The sequence below is a fragment of the Chryseobacterium subflavum genome (assembly GCF_055762745.1).
This window is the reverse complement of the sequence record NZ_JBVTMR010000001.1, coordinates 1,715,793-1,738,380: the sequence shown is the minus strand read 5'-3', so window position 1 is coordinate 1,738,380 and position 22,588 is coordinate 1,715,793. Positions and strand designations below refer to the sequence as shown.

General features: G+C 36.9%; 16 protein-coding genes. 7 read left to right on the top strand and 9 right to left on the bottom strand.

Going from position 1 to position 22,588, the window contains the following annotated elements:
• The first annotated feature begins 165 nt into the window (after positions 1–165).
• Positions 166–2,793, top strand: a complete 2,628-nt coding sequence (cphA, locus tag AC0INN_RS07625) for a cyanophycin synthetase (protein ID WP_172278567.1) — start codon at positions 166–168, stop codon at positions 2,791–2,793.
• A 54-nt stretch (positions 2,794–2,847) separates the two neighbouring features.
• Here the strand turns inward: cphA and AC0INN_RS07620 are convergent, their stop codons facing one another.
• The 9 genes from AC0INN_RS07620 to AC0INN_RS07580 all read right to left on the bottom strand — a co-directional run bounded on the left by AC0INN_RS07620 (position 2,848) and on the right by AC0INN_RS07580 (position 12,238).
• Complete coding sequence (locus AC0INN_RS07620; RefSeq protein ID WP_273648212.1) at positions 2,848–3,285, bottom strand: hypothetical protein; 438 nt, start codon at positions 3,283–3,285, stop codon at positions 2,848–2,850.
• Between the two features lie 24 nt (positions 3,286–3,309).
• Positions 3,310–4,494: a hypothetical protein gene (locus AC0INN_RS07615; protein WP_273648211.1), complete on the bottom strand. Its 1,185-nt coding sequence runs from the start codon at positions 4,492–4,494 to the stop codon at positions 3,310–3,312.
• 75 nt (positions 4,495–4,569) lie between these two features.
• Positions 4,570–5,403, bottom strand: coding sequence for a type 1 glutamine amidotransferase (locus AC0INN_RS07610; RefSeq protein ID WP_172278562.1), 834 nt, complete (start codon positions 5,401–5,403; stop codon positions 4,570–4,572).
• Positions 5,404–5,434: 31 nt separating this feature from the next.
• On the bottom strand, positions 5,435–6,553 hold the full coding sequence (locus tag AC0INN_RS07605) for a carboxylate-amine ligase (protein WP_172278560.1): 1,119 nt from the start codon (positions 6,551–6,553) through the stop codon (positions 5,435–5,437).
• Between the two features lie 35 nt (positions 6,554–6,588).
• Positions 6,589–7,542: an ATP-grasp domain-containing protein gene (locus tag AC0INN_RS07600; RefSeq protein ID WP_306612560.1), complete on the bottom strand. Its 954-nt coding sequence runs from the start codon at positions 7,540–7,542 to the stop codon at positions 6,589–6,591.
• 53 nt (positions 7,543–7,595) lie between these two features.
• Positions 7,596–8,309: an alpha/beta hydrolase-fold protein gene (locus AC0INN_RS07595; RefSeq protein ID WP_306612558.1), complete on the bottom strand. Its 714-nt coding sequence runs from the start codon at positions 8,307–8,309 to the stop codon at positions 7,596–7,598.
• Positions 8,310–8,343: 34 nt separating this feature from the next.
• The gene (locus AC0INN_RS07590) at positions 8,344–9,555 is read right to left on the bottom strand and encodes an ATP-grasp domain-containing protein (RefSeq protein ID WP_306612556.1); all 1,212 of its coding nucleotides are present in this window, start codon (positions 9,553–9,555) and stop codon (positions 8,344–8,346) included.
• A 140-nt stretch (positions 9,556–9,695) separates the two neighbouring features.
• Positions 9,696–11,111: a M17 family metallopeptidase gene (locus AC0INN_RS07585; protein WP_306612554.1), complete on the bottom strand. Its 1,416-nt coding sequence runs from the start codon at positions 11,109–11,111 to the stop codon at positions 9,696–9,698.
• Between the two features lie 5 nt (positions 11,112–11,116).
• Positions 11,117–12,238: an alpha/beta hydrolase-fold protein gene (locus tag AC0INN_RS07580; RefSeq protein WP_172279662.1), complete on the bottom strand. Its 1,122-nt coding sequence runs from the start codon at positions 12,236–12,238 to the stop codon at positions 11,117–11,119.
• A 215-nt stretch (positions 12,239–12,453) separates the two neighbouring features.
• Between AC0INN_RS07580 and glgB the strand changes: the two genes are divergently transcribed.
• The 6 genes from glgB (at position 12,454) to odhB (ending at position 22,535) form a co-directional block, all read left to right on the top strand.
• The gene (gene glgB, locus AC0INN_RS07575; protein WP_306612552.1) at positions 12,454–14,403 is read left to right on the top strand and encodes a 1,4-alpha-glucan branching protein GlgB; all 1,950 of its coding nucleotides are present in this window, start codon (positions 12,454–12,456) and stop codon (positions 14,401–14,403) included.
• 1 nt (position 14,404) lies between these two features.
• On the top strand, positions 14,405–15,811 hold the full coding sequence (locus tag AC0INN_RS07570; protein ID WP_172278548.1) for a glycogen synthase: 1,407 nt from the start codon (positions 14,405–14,407) through the stop codon (positions 15,809–15,811).
• Positions 15,812–15,926: 115 nt separating this feature from the next.
• Complete coding sequence (locus AC0INN_RS07565; protein WP_172278546.1) at positions 15,927–17,195, top strand: glucose-1-phosphate adenylyltransferase; 1,269 nt, start codon at positions 15,927–15,929, stop codon at positions 17,193–17,195.
• A 69-nt stretch (positions 17,196–17,264) separates the two neighbouring features.
• Positions 17,265–18,305: an SRPBCC domain-containing protein gene (locus AC0INN_RS07560; RefSeq protein WP_172278544.1), complete on the top strand. Its 1,041-nt coding sequence runs from the start codon at positions 17,265–17,267 to the stop codon at positions 18,303–18,305.
• Positions 18,306–18,428: 123 nt separating this feature from the next.
• Positions 18,429–21,245 carry a 2-oxoglutarate dehydrogenase E1 component gene (locus AC0INN_RS07555; protein WP_172278542.1) on the top strand — a complete coding sequence of 939 codons (2,817 nt, stop codon included), beginning with the start codon at positions 18,429–18,431 and terminating at the stop codon, positions 21,243–21,245.
• A 39-nt stretch (positions 21,246–21,284) separates the two neighbouring features.
• Entirely contained in the window at positions 21,285–22,535 is a 1,251-nt protein-coding gene (gene odhB, locus AC0INN_RS07550; RefSeq protein WP_172278540.1) for a 2-oxoglutarate dehydrogenase complex dihydrolipoyllysine-residue succinyltransferase, read from the top strand.
• Positions 22,536–22,588: the final 53 nt, after the last annotated feature.

The window sequence follows — 22,588 nt, the reverse complement described above, 5'->3', positions numbered from 1 at the left end:
AGGAAATATCAATTATACATAAATTGATTTTGAGGATTTTAAGATTGTTAATAATATTTAATTTTTTTGGGAAATCTTTAAATGGTCTATGGTTTTGTTTATGGTTTTACATTATCTTTGATTTTAGAAGATGTTATTATTAATCAAGAAAAATGCAAATTGACTATGAAAATTGAGAAGATACAGGCCTTACGTGGTCCAAATATTTGGAGCATCAGAAGGAAGAAGCTGATACAGATGCGGTTGGACCTCGAAGAGATGGAGAATTTTCCTACCAATAAGATTGAAGGGTTCAGAGAGCGTATAGAAAAATTGATACCTTCCTTGATTACCCATCGCTGTTCGGAGGGCGTAAGAGGAGGCTTTTTTCATAGGGTAGAAACGGGAACCTGGATGGGACATGTTATTGAACACATCGCTCTCGAAATCCAGACTTTGGCAGGAATGGACACCGGATTTGGAAGAACCCGTGAAACAAAAACTCCCGGAGTTTACAATGTAGTATTTGATTATATTGAAGAAAATGCAGGAATTTATGCTGCTGAAGAAGCCGTAAAAATTGCTGAAGCCCTGATCGAAGGAAAAGAATACGATATCAGTGAATGCGTTCATAAATTAAAGGAAATCAGGGAACGTGTTCGTTTAGGTCCTTCTACAGGGAGTATCGTAGAAGAAGCCGTTTCCAGAAAAATTCCATGGATCAGATTAGGAACCAATTCTCTGGTACAATTGGGATACGGAGTTAACCAGCAAAGATTCCAGGCAACGATTACCGGTAAAACAAGTTCAATTGCGGTAGATATTGCATGTAACAAGGAGCTTACTAAAAAGATGCTTCATGATGCGGCAATTCCGGTTCCCATAGGTGACCTTGTGACGGATGAAGAAGGCTTGGAAAAGGTTATTAAAAAAATAGGATATCCGATTGTTCTTAAACCATTGGACGGTAATCATGGAAAAGGGTCTTCTATCAATGTAAATGATTGGGAAAGTGCTAAAATTGGTCTGCAACATGCCCAGAACTATTCTAAAAAAACGATCGTTGAAAAATATATTACAGGATATGATTTCAGGGTTCTGGTCATTAATAATAAAATGGTTGCAGCAGCCAGACGGGTACCTGCCCACGTGGTAGGTGACGGAGAACATGATATAGGAAAACTGATTGAAAAGGAAAACAAAGATCCGAGGAGAGGTTATGGTCACGAAAATGTTTTAACGGAAATACAAATTGATAAGGATACGATGGAGCTTCTTGAAAAGCTTCAGTATACACTGGAGACGGTTCCTCAGAAAGGAGAAGTCGTTTTCCTGAAATCTACTGCCAATCTTTCTACGGGAGGTACCTCAATTGACGTAACGGATATGGTACATCCTGAAAATATTACCATGGCCGAAAGGATTTCTAAAATCATCGGTCTTGATGTTTGTGGTATCGATATCATGGCTGAAAATCTGACTCAGCCACTCAAAGAAAGTGGTGGGGCCATTATTGAAGTAAATGCAGCTCCTGGATTCAGAATGCATCTTGCTCCAAGTGAAGGTCTTCCGAGGAATGTGGCTGCTCCTGTTGTAGATATGCTGTATCCACAGGGAAAACCTTTTACAATTCCTATTATAGCTGTAACGGGGACTAATGGTAAAACAACCACGACGAGACTGATCTCCCATATTGTTAAAAATAACGGATACAGAGTTGGATTTACAACTTCAGATGGAATCTATATTCAGAATACCATGCTTACAAAAGGAGATACCACAGGTCCGCTTTCCGCTGAATTTGTTTTAAAAGATCCGACTGTAGAATTTGCGGTATTAGAAACTGCCAGAGGAGGAATTCTGCGTTCAGGGTTAGGTTTTTCACAGTGTGATATTGGCGTTTTAACCAATATTAAAGAAGATCACTTGGGGATGAATGATATTCATAATCTAAAAGATCTTACCAGAGTAAAGAGAGTAGTATTGGATAGTGTAAAGAAAAGTGGCTGGAGTGTAATGAATGCCGATGATGAATATTCAATGCGAATTGTAAATGATCTGGACAGCAATGTAGCAATTTTCAGCTTGGACGAGAATAATTCGTATATTAAGAAGTTCGCGAAAGAAGGAAAAATTACCTGTGTGTATGAAGAAGGCTTTGTAACCATTAAAAAAGGAGACTGGAAGATCCGCATTGGAAGGGCTAAAGATTTTCCTATTACAATGGAAGGTAAGGCAAAATTCATGATCGCAAATGTTCTGGCAGCAAGTTTAGCCTGCTACCTGTACGGTTTTGGTATTGAGGATATTTCAAATTCACTTAGAACATTTATTCCAAGTGCACAGCTTACACCGGGAAGATTGAATATATTTAAGTTTAAAAATTTTAAGGTATTAATAGACTTTGCCCATAATCCGAATGGCTACGAGGCGATTGAAGATTATCTTAAAAATGTAGAGTCAACCAAAAAAATTGGAATTATTTCAGGGGTAGGAGACCGGAGAGATGAAGACATACGGTTATGCGGCAAGATTGCGGGGAGAATGTTTGATTACATTATCATAAGAAATGAAAAACATCTTCGGGGAAGGAAAGAAGAGGAAATTAACGGTCTGATTATAGACGGAATTAATGAAGCCGGAAGAGATGTAAGTTATGAGATTATTCCAAAAGAAATTGAGGCATTGAAACATGCTATCGGAATGGCTGAAGAAGGAACATTTATTACTGCCCTGAGCGATGTGATTTCAAATGCGATTGATCTTGTCCAGGAGTATCAGGCTAAAGAATTGCTGGAAGACGATAAAATCTGATTAAGAATATAATGAAAAAACCTCCATTTGGAGGTTTTTCTTTTATAAGCTTGTTCATCTCTTCTCAATCTCCCTCATTTTCATCAGATAAAAATAGAGAGGGATTAATTCTAGTCTAATGGTGAAGCTGATGTTTGAATTAACGAAAGGAATAACTACCATCATGACAATGCAAACTATAATACCTATAATAGCATCAATAATTGCTGTTTTTGGACCCCATTTTTCTTCAAACCAAAGTCCATAAGCTACAATGGCCTTAAAAATTAAAAGAATACAAACGATGAGACCAGGAATAGTATAAGGATGATTGGCTTTGATTCCGTAAATTGATAATGATACATTTGTCAGGAAAAATCCTGCAATTAGTATCAGGGATGCTACAGATCCTCCAATTAAGAAAAACCAGGTAAAGATCTTGATCCATACCGGTAATAGGTCGCGCCTTTTAGTGGTATTATCAAACTCTTCAAAAGCGGAATTTTGTTCCATAAACAGATATTGTTTTAATTATTTTTACATTTCTCCAAAGAATACATTAGAACTACCGATCCAGATGGCATCTTTTTTATTAAAATCTACATTCACCATGGCAGCTTTGGTCATTCTGCCCAGATTCTCAAGTAAGATAGGACGTTCATCATTTTCCCGCCAAATATACAATAAACGGATCTCTGCTTTTGAAAATTCACCATTGATATCTTCAAAAACAGGTTCGTATTGTACTTTCCGTTGTAATATATAATTTTCCTTATCTGTAATAGAATCTGTTATTTCAAAGGTAGGATTGAGTTCTACACCACTACCTGCAAATGAAAATAAAGGTTTTAAAACATAATTTTCAAGATTCTCATGCTCGGGAAACTCATGGAGGAAGTAGCTTTTAGGAACAAACTGATGTCGTAATAAAGGTAAAAGGTATTTTGAAATTTTAAAAAACCAATTGGGATGGGTGATCCATTTAACATCTGCCTCTTCTCGAAAATCGAATTCAAGAGTAAGACCCGGAATTCTGTCCAATTCATCAAAAATAACACGATTATAAATCCTTTTTATCTGAATTTGTCTGCCATTATCCTCATAGTATAGTTTTCTTCCTTCTTTTTTTACTTTAGTAAGGCAAACTGTTTTTATACCGAGTAATTTTTCAGTCAGCGCAAAATCTATTGCCGTCTTTTGTTTGTCGGGAAAAATTTCCAGAAGAATTACATTTTCCGGATTTTCATTTCCGATAATTAACTCTTTCAAATAATGAGTGAACTGGTCAGCAGACATGGGATTCTTAATTGCTGAAAGAAAGGGATAAACTTCACAAAAAGTATTTTCAAAAGTTTTCTGAAAAGCATATAACGATGGAAAGGCCTGTAGTTCTATCAATTGTGGCTCAATCTCTCCATTTTCATTTTTACAAACACCAAAGTCAATGGTGAAGAAGTGAGGCTGATCTGTATCATTGGGAACTTTACAATTCTCCGGGATAGCTTTCTGAAGAATTTCTTTAGGTAAAGCCTTTATCTGATCGATAATGCTTTCACTGGCGTCAATGAGTTTGGTTTCAAATTCTTTAGTAAGAAAAAACGGACTTTCTGAAATTCTGAATGCAGGCTCAATACCGCTTTTTTGCGTAAGAATATCTTTAACTTGATTGTATTTTTCCTGCGAAAAATCTTTATTAAATTGCTTTCTGTATTTTGGGATCATATTTTTTTCTTTGTGATTTTAAAAAATCGAGCAATTTTGCTCGATTTATGGGATTGCGTTTATTTACTTTTTATTTCAAGCAATTACACCTGTTCTTTTCAGAATATTTTTTTTCGCAAACTGTAAAAATGCCGGAAGGATCTGGGCTCTAGTCAAAACAATTTTGTCTTCATCATCAATGCGGTCAAGTGTTTCAAGATATTTCTCTCTTCCGAAATTTTCTATCATCGCAGCTCTGTTCTTTTCATCTTTTAGATTTTCAAGCATGCTCGCCGGATCTGCTTCGGGATGAAACTGTGTTCCAAATATCTCTTCTGAGAAGCGAACTGCCATAACAGCCCGTTCAAGGTCTATGTGAGGTCGGAATTTTTCTATTGCAACGATCTTCATTCCTAATTCCTCAAAACGATCATGGTCCGGTTCTATAAACTGAAATGCCCGCGAATCTACACCATAAAAAGGATTCGAAAGATTTTTAAATAAGAATTCACTTTCTCCTTCCTCTGTCTTGTGGATAGGCATTACTCCAAAAGAGTAAGATTTTCTTGGACATACATTTCCCAGATTCCAGTGAATACTTCCTATCTGAAACGAATGGCATATGAGAAACAAATATTTCTTATCCTCCTTTTCTTTATTATGGTTATATACGGCATCTAAAAAATCAGCGTACTTTATTTCCCAGTCCAAACCTTCTTTATGAGGATTTCCCGGCCCTCCAGATGAAATAAAAATATCAAAATCTCTGATATCCGGAATTTCATCTTTGTAGCGTACATCAAATACCTCAATGCTTACATTTTCTTCAGAATTTTGCCTGAAGGCTTCAGAAATTTCTTTAATATTTCTAAATCCTTGGTTAACATGATTGTTGTTCATGTCCAACAGAGCAATTCTAATATCTTTCATACATCATATTTTTGCAAAGTTACCAAAAATATCATGAAATGATTTCGCCGTGGGTAATGCCGTATTCTGTTTCGGAGATCATATAATCTACCACTTTAGTAAGGTCTCCTGTTTCCCTGAAGATCTGAAGCTGCCTGTCTGCACCGGTTCCGTTTTCCAGTATTTTCCATGCGTATTCTACTTCTTTCCTGCATCCTAACTCATCAACTACATCATCTATAAATTCCAGCAGTTCTTTCAGGAGATCCGGATATGGCACCGATTCCTCTTTACCAAAGTCGATAAGATGTGCTTCTATACCACTCTTTGAAGCGCGCCATTTATTTTCGTTTAATAAAAGCCTTCTATAGCTTCTGAAACTTAAATTTTGCTTGTGAAGTTTATAAATTTTGGCTACTAAGCTCTGCATAATGGCAGCCAGACAAACCGTTTCATCAATCCTTAACGGCATATCACAGATTCTGAATTCAATAGTAGGGTAGAATGGATGTACCCGAAGATCCCACCATATTTTTTTGGCGTTATCAATCGTTCCTGTTTTCACCAGAAGGTCTACATAGCTGTCAAATTCAGCCAATGAGTTGAAATAGCTTGGTATCCCTGTTCTTGGGAATTTGACAAAGATCTCTTGTCTGTATGATTTAAAACCTGTATTTCTTCCGATCCAAAATGGAGAATTGGTTGATAGAGCGTAAACATGGGGAAGAAAATATCGCATTACGTTTTGAATTCTTACTCCTTCTTCACGATTGGGAATACCAATGTGAACATGAAGACCGAAAATAAGATTTTCCCGGGCTACATCTCCCATATCATCTACAATTTTTACATAACGTTCACCTTGGGTAATGGAATTGTCCGACCAATGGGAGAAAGGATGGGTTCCTCCTCCTGATACCCTGAGCCCCTGTTCATGTGCAATATTGATGAGATGCCTTCTTAAATTCGTGAGCTCAGTTCTTGCATCCTGAATATTCTGGCAGATCCCTGTTTCCATTTCAATCATGGACTCATGCATTTCGTGTTTTAAATTTTCACTTAAAACAGCTTTACCACCTTCAATAATTTTAGAAACATGAGAAATAAGATCCCTGCTTTCAACATCAATTATCTGATACTCTTCTTCGATTCCTATAGTAAACTGGTGCATCCTTTTAGTGTTTTTTTATTTTCTCTTTCACTGATCTATCGTATGGAGTCTTTTACAAAATTTCCCCAGGAAATATTAGGCTTTCCTGGAACATATTCTTTGGCTTTTTCAATCGCAAACAGAGCAGCGTGTTCCACAATCCATGCAAAATTTTCTTCTCCTACAGAATTTCTGTCGGCATCAGGCGCAGGATTACAAAAATCAATAGCATAAGGAATTCCATCCCGTACTGCAAATTCCACGGTGTTGAAATCATATCCTAAGGCCTCATTCATTGTTATGGTATAATCGTGAATGGTCTTCAATAGTTTTTCCAGTTCTTCACCATCAGTCTGATGATTGGTTGCATATCTTAAATGAGGCTCATTTCGAGGCTCATAAGGCATGATATGAACGTATTTCCTACCCAGGCAATATACCCTGTAGTAATCATCAAAAATAATCTCTTCCTGAACCATCATCACGAGTTGTTCTGTTTCACCCAGTTTATTCCATAAATCTTCCGGATTTTCAATTCTATACACATTTCTCCAGCCTCCTCCGTCGTGAGGTTTCATATAAGCGGGAAAACCTACATAATCGAATATATATTCCCAGTCATGAGGAAATTTTAAGTTTCTGAATGATGTTTCCGTAGTATTGGTTGGCCTTTCGTGAGAAGGTAATAATACCGTTTTGGGAAGAGGAATTCCCAGTTTTGTCATCAGTGCATTATTGAAAAATTTTTCATCAGCACTCCACCAGAACGGATTATTGATAATATAGGTCCCATTCAGTGCAGCATTTTTGAGGTATGCCCTGTAGAAGGGAACATCATGGGAAATCCTGTCTATAATAACAGCATAACCATAATCAGCCCCTTGTTCAAGTTTATCAATATGGACAGGTTCTGCTATAATCTCGCCATTTCCCAGCTCATTTACTTTATCGATAAATGCCCAGGGAAATGTATCCTCCATACCAAATAGAATTCCCACCTTTTTTGTCATAATTGTTATTTTTATTGTTTTATACTAATAAATGATTGTCAGAACCTGATTTTTCAGGAAAAAAATGCGCTGATGAACGTCGGAAATACCATTCTCCACAACGGCCAGTCGTGAGTGATCCATTTTCTTTCATCATACCAGTAATCTATTCCTTTTGATTGAAGGATTCCTGCCATTTCAAGGTTTTTATCCTTACAAATGTCCTGATCAGAAGTACTTAAGACAATATGCATATGTTTATATTTCCAGGCCTCATCATTTTTGACGAACTCTCTGGGGCAATTATAATATACAAGATCATCAGAATATCCGTCCATGAAATTCCGGATCGTAAATGCCCCGGAAAGACAGAATAAATGTGAGATGACATCAGGAAACCGGAATGCAAAATTTGCAGCATGGTATCCTCCGAAACTGGCACCGGCTATAGCAACCCGGTGTGTTTTATGTAATTTCTGAATATAAGGGACAAATTCCTGAATAAGAAACTGAACATATCTTTCATAATTTTTTATTCTTTGCTGCGGCGATATAGCATCATCATAAAAACTCCAACTGTCAATAGTCTGAAGGTTATACAGTTTTACTTTGCCCTGCTCTACAAACCAGTTGATGCTTCCGTTGAGGTGGAAATCATGATTCTGGGTATACAATCCCTGCGAAGTAGGGAACATGATAATAGGATAGCCGTAATGTCCTGTTACTTCTACCTTAATGCTTATTCCCAATATATTTGAATAATAATCAGTATGTTCTATATGTGGCATGCTTGGAATAATTATAATTTGAATACAGACCGAACTAACTTGTGGGTTTACCTTTCGGAGGTAAAATATTCAGTAATCCGGTATTGATCTTCTCTGCTGCGAAGTCGAGTCTTTCCTGTATAATGTCGGCGTTTCCGGATTTATATACTATCCCGACATGATAATCTATAGGAAGGTACTTAACGATTTCTTCACATTCGAACGGACCGTAATCAGGCTTTTGATCCTTAATTAAGGCAATGATCAACCCGGAATGGTACTCCACGGGTTTGGCTACTTCATATTTTTTTGATCTCAGGAGTGCGTCTTCAATCTTTGCCCATTCGCGCCAGATATTGATATCGCTGGAAGCTTCAACAAGATCAGGAATATGTGCACCCCCTACACGTGAAGAGGTTTCCAGAAAATACCATGTTCCGTCTTCTTTACTCCTTATAAATTCAGTATGGGTGGCTCCATTCAGTAATCCAAAATTTGAGAGGAGTTTTGCATTAATTTCTTCAAGAGCTTTGAATTCATCAGATTGCCTGCTTAAAGTTTTGGTTCTGAAAACACCTCCTTCATGGGAAACCTGCATCGGCGGGGCCAGATATTGAGATGCTGATGTAAACACAACTTCCTTATCAAAAGTAAGGCTGTCTACATGGAAAACATCTCCGGGTTTAAAGCTTTCCAGTAAAAAAAGATGGCGTTCTTCTCCCAACTCATTTAAGGCTTCCCAAAGCTGTTCCTTAGAAGTGATTTTCTTTATCCCCGATGCAGAAGCTTCGGAACGGGGCTTTAACACCCACGGAGCAGGAATGTTTTCAATAAAAGTATTAACCTCATCATTGTTAAAGACTGCTGTAAATTCCGGCACGTTGATACCCGAATCTTTGGCTTTTTGTCTCATTGCCAGTTTATCCCTGAAATAGCGGTGGGTAGTTTGTCCCATTCCGGGGATACGGAAAGTCTCCCTGATCAGTGCTGCTTTTTCAACGTCGTAATCATCGAGAGCAACGACAGCATCAATTTTTCGGGTCTGCATAAGATGGGAGAATCCCTGAATAAGATGTTCAAGGTTCCATACGGACGGCTTTAATTCGGGCATATAAAAAACCTCATCGATCGCATGCCACGGCCAGTTCTTTTCTCTGATATTTTCGGATGTAATCAGGATTATTTTATTACCGAGCATCTTCATTTCGTCCATGAAATCATAGCCCTTGTAATAGCACGAAATACATACTATAGTTTTCTCCTCCATACAGTGTTTTTAAAAATTTAATGAATTATCAAAAATAAAAGCAATTTTTTATTAACTAATTAATATTAAAAATTAGCCATTGTTGAGATTTTGAAAATCGTAAATCAATTATACAGAGAAATTTTGTAATAAACTAATTTTTAATGATAATTTTCGATTAAATCCGTCAGCAATTGCACTCCAAAACCTGTTGCGGCTTTTTCTTTGGCATAACCAACACTCCCGAAAGCGACTCCCGCAATATCCAGGTGAGCCCACTTCGGATGATTTTCTATAAATTGTTCCAGAAATTTGGCCGCTACAATACAATCACCAATCGGCTTCAAGGAAATGTTTTTAAGATCTGCTACATCAGATTGTATGTCTTCTTTCCATACATCCCACAAGGGAAGATTCCACAGCCTTTGATTGGTTCTGTCACCTGTTTGCAATAACAGATTTTTCACTTCTTCATTGTTTGAGAACAAAGCACCACAGGTATCTCCAAACATTCTTACTGAACTTCCTGTAAGGGTTGCCAGATCAATAAGAAGATCTGTTTTGTAGTTTTTAGCCAGATAAGAAAGAGCATCGGCTAATATCATTCTGCCTTCTGCATCAGTATTCAGAACTTCTATAGTTTTTCCGTTGTAAGCTGTGATGACATCACTTGGCAGAAAAGCTTTTTCAGAAATAGCATTATCGGTAATAGGTAAAATTACAACAAGGTTTACAGGAAGCTGCATCTCTGAAGCATAAATTAAAGATCCTATAACAGCAGTTGCTCCGCCCATATCGGATTTCATATAATGCATGTTCTGATGATCTTTTAATGAAATGCCTCCGGTATCAAAAACCACACACTTTCCAATTAATCCAATGGTCTTTGCTTTTTTTACGGTTGTCCGATATTCTAATATGGTGAATGCAGCATCATAAGCGCTTCCCTGATTAACTGAGAGATACGCTCCAAGACCTAATTCCTCACATTTTTTTCTGTTGAATACAGTGTATTTAAGCTGATGTTTTTTTGCCAGATCCTTAAGGTATGAGCCTAAAACGGGTGGGGTCTTAAGGTTTGCAGGTTTATTTAACCATTCCTGGCAGGCTGTCTGACCATTGGACAACGCTAATGCTTTTTGGCTGATATTATCCAGTTTTTTCTGGCTTATATTTTCAAAGTGAATTTCAAATTCAGGGCTCCAGAAAGGATGGCTTTTATCAAATGGGTATTTGTATGTTCCTAATAACAGTCCTTTGATAAATTCTTCAAATTGTTTTTGGCTGATGAAATCGCTCATCAACAGAGTAGGGACAGCTCTTAAATTATTTTTTTGTGTTTGTGAAAATTTTACTGCCACCTGCTGGATCTCAAAACTCTGAACAGACGATTTTCCTAATCCGATAAAATAAGTAATGCTATCTTCACTAGTGCTAATGAAAACTTCATTCTTTTTTCCTGTAAAAAAGGTGGAAATATTTTTGTTAAAGCTTTTATTTTTTTTGATCCATTCTTCTTCTGTAAATAATTGAAAAACCTGAATGTAATTTTTATTTTTTTTATTGATTAGTTTCATAATTTTTACGGTTTGATTGATTGTTGTTGTGGTGCTACTTCTACAGGATTTTCTGTATTGTCATAAAATAGCCATTCGATGGCCCTCGGAAACTCCTGCGACCAATAGAATTCACTGTGTGTACCTTCGGGATTGATACTGGTTTTAAATTCGAAATCAAAAAGATTTTTTTGTTCCCATTTTTTTAAATATTCTTCAAATATGCGGATTCTTTTTACCATTTTAGATCCTTCCTTTCCTCCTCCGTATAAATAGATTTTAGTCTTGAAGGGAATACGGAAGTTCATCATTGGAAAATTATTGTTAGGCTCTACCCAAAGCGAAGGAGAGAAAATCAGTAATTTTGAATATACTTCAGGGTATAGAAATCCACTGTAAATACTAATAAGGGCACCTAATGAACTCCCGCCGATACCTGTATTTTCCCTGTCTTTTTTTGTCCGGTAATTTTCATCGACGAAAGGTTTCAGCGTATCTGTGATGAAGCGTATGTATTTCTTGCCTTCGGAACCGTGAGCAACATGATCATTGTCGAATATATATTCCTTTATCCTTTCCTGACTTCCGTGTTCAATCGCGATGATGATTACATCCCCACGTCCATATTCTGCAAGAATAGAGAGTTTTTTATCTATTTCCCAATTGCCGTATTCACTTCCTTCGTTGAAGAGGTTCTGTGCGTCCTGAAGATAGAGTACAGGATAGCTTTTGTTGGAAATATAATAATCGTAGGGAAGTAATGCCCATACTTTTCGGTATCTGTCGAGTTGTGGAATGTAAAATTCTTCTGAGATGATTTCAATAATGGGAAAAAATTCATCTTTAAAAGGTCCCCAGTTAAGCCTCCATTTCTTTACCATGTCAGAGGCTTCTCCTGTCGATTTGTTTACTTTTCTGTTGGGAGTAATATTTCCATACTGGTCAAGCTCTACATTTTCCCAGCCTCCTTTTGTGAATTTATATTCTATTGCTGAGGGCAAAAATTCATCGCTAATTTCAATGCTATAGTTGTTAGCATCTATGGAAGTAAGCTTGTATTGATCATCTTTAGGGTTCCAGTTATTAAAATTTCCTGTTATATAAACAGTTCTGTCATCACTTTCATCAGTGTAAAGCTTAAACTTCATCATGCGTTTTATAAAAAGTTAAGGCTAAATTTATAAAAAAACTTTAGATATATAAACGTTGAAAATTTCTGGTAAAAAACAATCAGAAGACTATTAAATTTTATATATTTGATAGGGAGGTGGATGAAAGAACTTTTATAACAATTATTTGAACTATAATTAATTGTTTCTATCTGTATTTTTCGTAGTTTCAAAGCATATAAAATTAAACACTAATGAACTCTGTTAAAACCTATACACTTTTTACGGATCATGATGTTTATCTTTTCAAAGAAGGTAAGCATTACAAGCTTTACGATAAGTTTGGGGCACATTCCGTAGAGAAAGACGGGGTTTCAGGAGTTTATTTTTCTGTCTGGGCACCCAATGCGAAAAAGGTTTCTGTGATTGGGAATTTTAATAACTGGAATCATAAAGAGCATATTTTATATCCCCGGTGGGATGGATCCGGGATCTGGGAGGGCTTTATTGCTGATCTTAAATGGGGGACTTTATATAAATATGCTATAGAAACGGCTTATGGTGATCTTTTGGAAAAAAGTGATCCTTATGCATTAAGTTGGGAGCAAAATTTACAGGCAGCATCTCTGATTTCTACTACGTGGTATGAATGGAAGGACCAGGAATGGATGGACAGCCGATGGAAAAAGAACCGGTTGGAAGCTCCGATTTCTGTTTATGAAATGCAATTAGGTTCATGGGTAAGGGAAGAAGACCATCCTGATAAGTTTTTAAATTATCGTGATATAGCCAAAAAGCTGGTGCCTTACATCATAGAAATGGGATTCACACACGTAGAATTTATGCCCGTCATGGAGTTTCCTTATGATCCCAGTTGGGGATATCAGATCACAGGTTTCTATGCCGCAACTTCAAGATTCGGATCTCCTCAGGATTTAATGTTCCTGATTGATGAACTTCATAAGAATGATATAGGCGTAATACTGGACTGGGTTCCGTCTCATTTCCCGGGAGATGCGAATGGACTCCATCGTTTCGATGGGTCTTTTTTATATGAGCATGAAGACCCGAGAAAAGGATTTCATCCGGACTGGAAATCTTACATTTTCAACTACGGAAGAAATGAAGTAAAATCTTTTTTGATCTCCAACGCCATGTTTTGGCTGGAAAGATATCATGCGGATGGATTGCGGGTAGATGCCGTAACTTCCATGCTTCATCTGGATTATTCCAGAAATGAAGGAGAGTGGGAGCCAAATCAGTATGGCGGGAATGTAAATCTTGAAGCAAAAATATTTCTTCAGGAGTTTAATACAGCAGTATATAAAGAATTCGGAAATGCAATTATTACGATTGCTGAAGAAAGTTCAGATTTTCCAATGCTTACCAAGCCGGTGCATGATGGTGGTGTGGGTTTTGGAATGAAATGGATGATGGGTTGGATGCATGATACACTGGATTATTTTAAACTTGATCCCATCCTCAGAAAAAACAACCATCACAAAATAACCTTTGCGTCCATGTATATGTATAACGAAAATTATATCATGCCTTTATCTCACGATGAAGTTGTACATGGGAAAGCAAGTCTTATTTATAAAATGCCGGGAGATGAATGGCAAAAGTTTGCCAATCTTCGGGCACTTTATGTATACATGTATACGCATCCGGGAGCAAAACTGCTTTTTATGGGAGATGAATTCGGTCAGACTGCTGAATGGAATTTTAAGCAAAGCCTGGATTGGCATTTGTTACAGTATCCTGTTCATAAAGGATTGCAGATATTAGTCAAAGATCTCAATCATGCGTACAGATCAGAATCTGCTTTGTATGAAAACCAGTTTAATCCCAAAGGATTTGAATGGGTGGAAGCCGATGATAAGGATAATTCTGTCTTTGTATATTTAAGAAAGGGAAAACGGAAGGAGGATGTTTGCATGGTCGTTCTTAATCTTACACCCCGTATCGTTGAGTATACAATAGGAGTGAACGAAGGAACACATTGGGAAGTTATTTTCAATTCCGATGATGAAATATACAGTGGCAGTGGTGTAGATCCTATTGTTATCAGGGAAGAGAAAGGGGATTGGATGAACAGGCCCCAATCCATAACTTTAAAACTGCCGCCACTCGCCGGATTGATTTTAAAGCAGAAAAAAGATAAAAAGTATAAATTACATAGAATTAAATTACATAAAAAGTAAAATGATTGTTTATCATCTTAGTACGGAATGTTATCCGATAGCAAAAGTAGGAGGTTTAGCAGATGTTGTAGGAGCTTTGCCAAAATATCAGAATAAAATAAAAGGAGTGGATGCAAAGGTTGTAATGCCTTGGTATAATAAATCTTTTATTTACGATCATGAATTTGATATTGTTTTTGATGGTTTTATTCATCAGGGACCCAATATGCTTCAGGTTCAGGTAATGAAAGAAAAAACAAATGTTTTAGGCTTTGAGTTATACCTGGTGAAAATTCCAGGGCTTTTAGACAGGGATAATCCTTACGGTTACCAGGATGAAAGTTTCCAGTTTTTAGCGTTTCAGCATGGTGTCTTGCATTGGCTGAGTGCCATGGAAATCCGTCCTGATGTTTTGCATTGTCATGATTATCACACGGGCCTGGTTCCTTTTATGATTGAATATTGTCCTGAATTCAAATTTCTTAAGGGGGTTAAAACGATTGGGACAATTCACAATGGTGAATACCAAGGGATGATGAGCTGGAATATGGCACAATATATGCCTGTGTTTGATAACTACAGATGGGGACTTTTAGACTGGAACGGATTGATTAATCCTCTGGCGTGTATGATCAAATGTGCACATGCATTCACCACGGTTTCGGAAGGCTATCTGGAAGAGCTTTTTATAAGTTTCCGCGGACTTGAAAGCCTGGTTCGCGAAGAATTCGGAAAAGCATACGGAATCATCAATGGTATTGATACTGAAGTATGGAATCCTGAGACTGATCCTATGCTGGATTATAACTTTAGTATCGAAGATGCCGTAGAACAGAAGAAAAAGAGTAAAGCCAAACTTTGCAAAGAGTATGGTCTGAAGCCGGAACTTCCTTTGTTTGCATTTATTGGAAGGTTTGCAACAGAAAAAGGAGCCGATCTGTTGCCCGATGTTGTATGGAGGAGTATAAGACAGAGCTATGGTGCTTTAAATGTCATCATTCTGGGCTCCGGTAACAGATATATAGAAGATAAGTTAAAAGAATATGAACATTTGTACAGTAATTTTGCTCTTGATCTGGGGTATAAAGAATATCTGTCCCATAAAATATATGCTTCAGCAGACTTTTTGCTGATGCCTTCAAGGGTGGAGCCATGCGGATTGAATCAGATGTATTCCATGAGATACGGGACGGTTCCCATTGTAAGATACACCGGTGGATTGAAAGATACTGTGCAGGATATATCTACAGGAGGGGCGGGATTAAATTTTTCCTATCCGGGAGTTGATGATGTAATTCACGCGATGAACAGAGGGATGCATATATATTATCAAAAAGGTGTGATGGAGGACCTTATCACTGCCAATATGCAATTTGATTTCGCCTGGGAGAAGTCTGCGGAGAAGTATATTGCGTTATACAATAAATAAAACGAAGTATAACCTGTTTTGTTTTCTGTAGTGACATAATGAGGAAAAGAAGTATTGTAGAAATACATAAAGTGAATAAAAAAGTAATCTAAACTAAATTAAACGCAAGATATTTATGAATCGCAACGTTATTTCCATTGTTTTGGGAGGAGGTAGAGGAACAAGACTTTTTCCGTTAACTTATTCAAGGTCAAAACCAGCCGTTCCAATTGCCGGAAAATACAGACTGGTAGATATTCCTATTTCCAATTGTTTAAACTCGGGACTGAATAAGATCTTGGTTTTAACCCAGTTTAATTCTGCTTCTTTAAATTCTCATATTAAAAATTCATATCATTTTGATATCTTCAGTAAAGGATTTGTAGATATTTTAGCTGCCGAACAGAATGTTGAAAATGAGAACTGGTACCAGGGTACTGCAGATGCGGTTCGTCAGTCGATGAAACACCTTGAAAAATATGATTATGATTATATTCTTATCCTTTCTGGGGATCAGCTTTATCAGATGGACTTCAGGGAAATGCTGGATTATCATATTAAAAAAGGAGGGGATGTAACTATTGCGACTATTCCTGTAAATGCCAAGGATGCAACAGGGTTTGGTATTTTGAAATCCGATGATGAAGGAAATATTACTTCATTTGTTGAAAAACCTGGGATGGATATTTTAGGAGATTGGAAGTCTGAAGTTTCTGATCATAACAAACATGAAGGGAAAGAATTCCTTGCATCTATGGGGATTTATATTTTCACAAAGAGTATTCTTAAAAAGATGTTTGATGAAGGTGCGGGGGATGATTTCGGTAAAGATATTATTCCTAATTCAATAGGAAAATATGCTACATTAAGTTATCAGTATGAAGGATACTGGACTGATATTGGAACAATTGAGTCTTTTTACGAAGCTAATATTGATCTTTGTCAGGATTTTCCACAGTTTAATTTATTTTCTTCGTCACCGATTTATACGAGAGCCAGAATGCTACCTCCATCCAAAATTAATGGATCTTACGTTAGTAAAGCTGTTTTTGGAGACGGATGTATTATTATGGCGGACAAAATTGAAAATTCAGTGATCGGAAACAGGACTCGTATCGATAAAGGAAGTACGATCGTAAATTCTTATGTAATGGGATCGGATTTCTATCAGAACACTACTGAAATTGTCATGAATGACCGGAATGGCCGTCCCAACATGGGAATAGGGAAATACTGTTATATCGAAAAAGCAATTCTGGATAAAAATTGCTATATCGGAGATAATGTAAGGATTATCGGAGGGAAGCACTTACAGGATGGCGACTTTGGAACCCATTCCGTGCAGGATGGTATTGTTGTGGTGAAAAAAGGAGCTGTATTGCCTCCGGGAACTCATATTGGATAATTTTCATAAACTTAAAACTAGAGTGATCAATATATTGGTCACTTTTTTTATTTGTTTTACTTTTGTACGATGCGTTTTTTTAAAATAATAAGTGTAATTGTTGTTTTACTGGTAGGGGCTTATGCTGCTTCCATGTATTATTTTGTGGATGAAAGTAAAGATTTTAAAATTGAAAAAGAGATAGATTATCCTTTGGATAAAGTCTTTCACCAATTCAATAATTTGCAGAATTTTACCCGTTGGAATAATTTTTTTACAAATTCCCAAACTATTGATATTGATTATTATACTCCCTACGAGGGAATGGGAAGCGCTATAAGTTACGTTGATCCAAAAAATGATAGAGACGGAGAGATGTTTATCCGGTATGAAAACCCTAATCAAACCCTTAAATATCAGCTTTTTGAAGATAAAAATGAGAACCCAACGCTTGTCGATGTTAAATTCAAAGCATTATCTGCAGAAAAAACAAAAATCACATGGTATGTTCATACCCCTAAACTTTCTGTGCTGAGGAGAGTGGAGAATTTCTGGACGGAGGACCGTTTTACAGAAAATATCGATAAAAGTATGGCCAACCTTAAGAACGTTCTCGGAAATAAGGTGGAAAAAGATAACCAGATGGCTGCAATAAAATACGATAGCTTAATGGTAGAAAATGAAGAGGAAAAGTTATTGCTGGGAATTAATGTAAGCACCTCCAATAAGAAAGATGCTTTGTACAAAAACATCGTTATGAACTACAATAAAGTTTACAATTATGTAAGCATGGATCTTGGAAAAAAAGAGGATGAATTCGGGTTTCCCATCCTGATCACTGACGCCGATAATTATAAAGATAAGGAGGTTTCCTATTTCCTGGGGATACCATTGTCAAAAAAGATAGGAGTTACAGATAATAACTTTAGTTTCAGATCTGTAAACCCTACACAGAATTATGTGATGTATTACAAAGGACCTTATGCCGGAAGAGTAAAAGCAATTCAGCAATTGATTCAAAAAGCAAAGAAAGATGAGATGCGTTTTGGTGATATTCGTCAGGTTTTTATGGAGCGCCCGATGGATGATCAGGACGTGAACATGAAGCTTTCCCTATCTGTCTTTAAGTAAATTATTGGAAATTATATATTTTATGTTTTTTTTAGTAATCTGAGGCTGTCCCAAGTCGGTTTTTTTTATTAAATTTGAGGATTAATTATACAAACAAATTTTAATAATAGATAAACTGTAATAATGGACAGATTTTCATTCCTAAACGCAGCTCATTCTCAGTTAATTGAGGATTTATACCAACAGTACTTAAAATTCCCGGATTCTTTAGAGCCATCATGGAAAGCCTTCTTTCAAGGCTTTGATTTTGCTTTGGAGAACTACGGTGATGAAGATAACATCCAATACATTCAAGCTCCAGCTACTACTGCTCCTGCAGTACAGCAAATATCTCAGGCGGTATCAAACGGAGAAGTTCCTGAGCACATCAAGAAAGAATTTAAAGTAGTAAACCTTATTGAGGCTTACAGAACAAGAGGGCATTTGTTTACAAAAACAAATCCGGTAAGAGAAAGAAGACACTATACACCTACTCTGGATATCGAGAACTTCGGTCTGAGCAAGGAGGATTTAAATACGAAATTTAACTGTGCTGTTGAAACAGGGATGAAAGAGCCTGCAACATTGCAGGATATCATTAAGCACCTGGAAAACATTTATTGTGACTCTATCGGTGTTGAATATACTTATATCAACAATGTTGAAGAGAAGGATTTTATCAAAAAATGGTTGCAGGTAAATGAAAACCATCCAAGTCTTTCAGCCAATGAAAAAACTGAGATCTTATTGAAGTTGAATCAGGCTGTAGCTTTTGAAAATTATCTTCACACGAAATTTGTTGGTCAGAAAAGATTCTCACTGGAAGGAGGAGAAACATTGATTCCTGCTTTGGATCAGTTGATTTCAAGATCTTCTCAGCTTGGTGTAGATGAGGTAGTGCTTGGTATGGCTCACAGAGGAAGATTAAATGTACTATCCAATATTTTTGGAAAATCTTACAAACAGATCTTCTCTGAATTTGAAGGAAAAGAATTTGAAGAAGATGTATTCTCGGGTGATGTTAAATATCACTTAGGATCTTCTAAAAAGATCAAAACAGCTTCAGGTGAAGAAGTTTCTATCAATCTTACTCCGAACCCATCTCACCTGGAAACAGTAGCAGCTTTGGTAGAAGGGATCTGCCGTGCTAAAGTAGATGATAAATACAAAGGGGATTATTCTAAAATTTTACCAATCGTTATCCATGGGGATGGAGCTATTGCAGGACAAGGAATTGTTTATGAAGTAGCGCAGATGATGACCTTGGAAGGATACAAAACAGGAGGTACGGTGCATATTGTTGTGAATAATCAGGTTTCATTTACAACCAACTATGCAGATGCAAGATCATCCACTTATTGTACGGATATTGCAAAAGTAACTGAGTCTCCGGTAATGCATGTAAATGCTGATGATGCGGAAGCAGTAGTTCATGCAATTCACTTTGCAGCTGATTTCAGAGCGAAGTTCGGAAAAGATGTATACATCGATTTACTGGGATATAGAAAATATGGTCATAACGAAGGGGATGAACCAAGATTTACTCAACCCAATTTATATAAACTGATTTCCAAGCATCCGAACCCAAGAGAAATTTATAAGGATAAATTAATTCAGGACAGTATTGTTTCTAATGATATCCTGAAGAAAATGGAAACTGATTTCAAAGAACTTTTGGATAAAGATTTCGATGCATCTAAGGAGATTGAGAAAAATGCAATGGATGTTTTCATGTCTGATGACTGGACAAACTATCCTATTGCAAAAAGAGGAGCAATGCAGTCTCCTGTAGATACAAAATATGATTTAGCTAAGCTTAAGGAACTGGCTATTAAAATGTCTACACTTCCTGCTGATAAGAAATTTATCAATAAGATTACAAGACTTTTTGAAAACCGTGTAAAAGCAATTGAGGGAGATTCTTTAGATTGGGCTTTAGGAGAATGGTTAGCATATGCTACATTACTTGCTGAAGGACACAACATCAGAATTTCAGGGGAAGATGTGGAAAGAGGAACTTTCTCCCACAGACATGCCGTAGTAAAAACAGAAGATACGGAAGAAGAGTATATTCCATTAAGACATATTTCTGAAAGCAGATTTGATGTTTATAACTCTCACCTTTCAGAATACGGAGTTTTAGGTTTTGATTATGGATATGCTATGGCTTCTCCAAACACGCTTACAATCTGGGAAGCTCAGTTTGGGGATTTCGTAAATGGTGCTCAGATTATTGTTGATCAATATCTGGCTGCTGCTGAAGAGAAATGGAAGATTCAGAACGGATTGGTAATGTTATTGCCACATGGTTCCGAAGGACAGGGAGCAGAACACTCTTCTGCAAGATTGGAGAGATTCTTGACACTTTGTGCAAACGAAAATATGGTGGTAGCCAATATCACTTCTCCAGCTAACTATTTCCACTTGTTGAGAAGACAATTGAAATGGTCTTACAGAAAACCGTTGGTTGTAATGAGTCCTAAATCATTACTAAGACATCCTAAAGTTGTTTCTCCATTAGAAGATTTTGCGAACGGAACTTTCCAGCCTATTTTGGATGATGCTACTGCAGATCCTAAAAAAGTAGAAAAAGTTGTCCTTTGTTCAGGTAAATTCTATTTTGAATTATTGGCGAAGAAAGAGGAACTTAACAATGAAGATATTGCTCTGGTTAGATTTGAACAATTGTATCCATTACAAACAGATGCTATTGAGCAGATTTTAAGCAAATATGATAATAGAAAAGAATTGATCTGGGCTCAGGAAGAACCTGAAAATATGGGGGCATGGTCTTATATCCTTAGAAACTTCAGAGATACAGGTATTCAGGTAATAGCTCCGGTACCAAGTGGTGCTCCGGCTCCTGGTAGTCACAAGATGTTTGAGAAAAATCAGAATGCAGTAATCAACAGGGTTTTTAACACAAACGATGCGCCTGCAAAAAGACCTGTAACAGCTTAATCAATAAATAATAATTAATAAAAAAATAAAAAATACGATATGTCAGTTTTAGAAATGAAAGTTCCTTCACCGGGCGAATCAATAACAGAAGTTGAAATCGCGACTTGGCTTGTGAAAGATGGTGATTATGTAGAAAAAGATCAACCAATCGCTGAGGTAGACTCAGACAAAGCAACTCTTGAACTTCCAGCTGAGCAAAGTGGTGTAATTACTTTAAAAGCAGAAGAAGGTGAAGTTGTACAAGTAGGTCAGGTAGTTTGCTTAATTGATGTAGATGCTCCTAAACCAGAAGGGGCAGCTGCTCCTGCTGCTGAAGCTCCTAAGAAAGAAGAAGCTCCAAAACCAGCACCTGTTCAGGAAGCACCAAAACCGGTTGCACAACCTGCGGCTGCTACACAGACATATGCAACGGGAACTCCGTCTCCTGCTGCTAAAAAAATTCTTGATGAAAAAGGAATAGATGCAGGGCAAGTTACCGGATCCGGAAGAGATGGAAGAGTTACTAAAACTGATGCTGAATTAGCTGCTGTTCCTGCTATGGGAAGTGTATCTTCTACTAACGGTTCAAGAGCAACAACGACTACTAAGCTTTCAGTTCTAAGAAGAAAAATCGCTTCAAGACTGGTTTCTGTAAAGAATGAAACGGCAATGTTAACTACTTTCAACGAGGTTGACATGTCTGAGATCTTCAGAATCAGAAAACAATATAAAGAAGAGTTTGCCCAAAAACACGGAGTTGGACTAGGTTTCATGTCTTTCTTTACAAAAGCTGTTACAAGAGCTTTGCAAATGTATCCTGATGTAAATGCATCTATCGATGGAGATTTCAAAATCAACTATGATTTCTGTGATATTTCAATCGCGGTTTCAGGTCCTAAAGGATTAATGGTTCCTGTATTGAGAAATGCTGAAGACATGACTTTCAGAAGTATTGAAGCAAACATCAAAGATTTAGCTACTAAAGTAAGAGATGGTAAAATCAGTGTTGATGAAATGACTGGTGGTACATTCACAATTACAAATGGTGGTACTTTCGGATCTATGATGTCTACTCCGATTATCAATCCTCCACAATCTGCAATCCTGGGAATGCACAACATTATTCAAAGACCTGTAGCAGTAGACGGGCAGGTAGTTATCCGTCCTATGATGTACGTTGCAATGTCTTATGACCACAGAATTATTGATGGAAAAGAATCCGTAGGGTTCCTAGTAGCTGTAAAAGAAGGTATAGATAATCCTGTTGAGATTTTAATGGGCGGTGATGAAAGAAAAGCTCTGGAATTATAAATTTTAAGAAAATTATAATATAAGTTACGATCTCGCCTCAAAAAAGGCGAGAT

What these genes read in the sequence shown, in the direction of transcription:
- AC0INN_RS07605 (WP_172278560.1), bottom strand. Translation starts at nt 6,553, where the DNA reads ATGCACCAGTTTACTATAGGAATCGAAGAAGAGTATCAGATAATTGAT.
- AC0INN_RS07615 (WP_273648211.1), bottom strand. Translation starts at nt 4,494, where the DNA reads ATGATCCCAAAATACAGAAAGCAATTTAATAAAGATTTTTCGCAGGAA.
- AC0INN_RS07600 (WP_306612560.1), bottom strand. Translation starts at nt 7,542, where the DNA reads ATGACAAAAAAGGTGGGAATTCTATTTGGTATGGAGGATACATTTCCC.
- AC0INN_RS07580 (WP_172279662.1), bottom strand. Translation starts at nt 12,238, where the DNA reads ATGAAGTTTAAGCTTTACACTGATGAAAGTGATGACAGAACTGTTTAT.
- cphA (WP_172278567.1), top strand. Translation starts at nt 166, where the DNA reads ATGAAAATTGAGAAGATACAGGCCTTACGTGGTCCAAATATTTGGAGC.
- AC0INN_RS07560 (WP_172278544.1), top strand. Translation starts at nt 17,265, where the DNA reads ATGCGTTTTTTTAAAATAATAAGTGTAATTGTTGTTTTACTGGTAGGG.
- odhB (WP_172278540.1), top strand. Translation starts at nt 21,285, where the DNA reads ATGTCAGTTTTAGAAATGAAAGTTCCTTCACCGGGCGAATCAATAACA.
- AC0INN_RS07555 (WP_172278542.1), top strand. Translation starts at nt 18,429, where the DNA reads ATGGACAGATTTTCATTCCTAAACGCAGCTCATTCTCAGTTAATTGAG.
- AC0INN_RS07590 (WP_306612556.1), bottom strand. Translation starts at nt 9,555, where the DNA reads ATGGAGGAGAAAACTATAGTATGTATTTCGTGCTATTACAAGGGCTAT.
- AC0INN_RS07620 (WP_273648212.1), bottom strand. Translation starts at nt 3,285, where the DNA reads ATGGAACAAAATTCCGCTTTTGAAGAGTTTGATAATACCACTAAAAGG.
- AC0INN_RS07610 (WP_172278562.1), bottom strand. Translation starts at nt 5,403, where the DNA reads ATGAAAGATATTAGAATTGCTCTGTTGGACATGAACAACAATCATGTT.
- AC0INN_RS07570 (WP_172278548.1), top strand. Translation starts at nt 14,405, where the DNA reads ATGATTGTTTATCATCTTAGTACGGAATGTTATCCGATAGCAAAAGTA.
- AC0INN_RS07565 (WP_172278546.1), top strand. Translation starts at nt 15,927, where the DNA reads ATGAATCGCAACGTTATTTCCATTGTTTTGGGAGGAGGTAGAGGAACA.
- AC0INN_RS07595 (WP_306612558.1), bottom strand. Translation starts at nt 8,309, where the DNA reads ATGCCACATATAGAACATACTGATTATTATTCAAATATATTGGGAATA.
- glgB (WP_306612552.1), top strand. Translation starts at nt 12,454, where the DNA reads ATGAACTCTGTTAAAACCTATACACTTTTTACGGATCATGATGTTTAT.
- AC0INN_RS07585 (WP_306612554.1), bottom strand. Translation starts at nt 11,111, where the DNA reads ATGAAACTAATCAATAAAAAAAATAAAAATTACATTCAGGTTTTTCAA.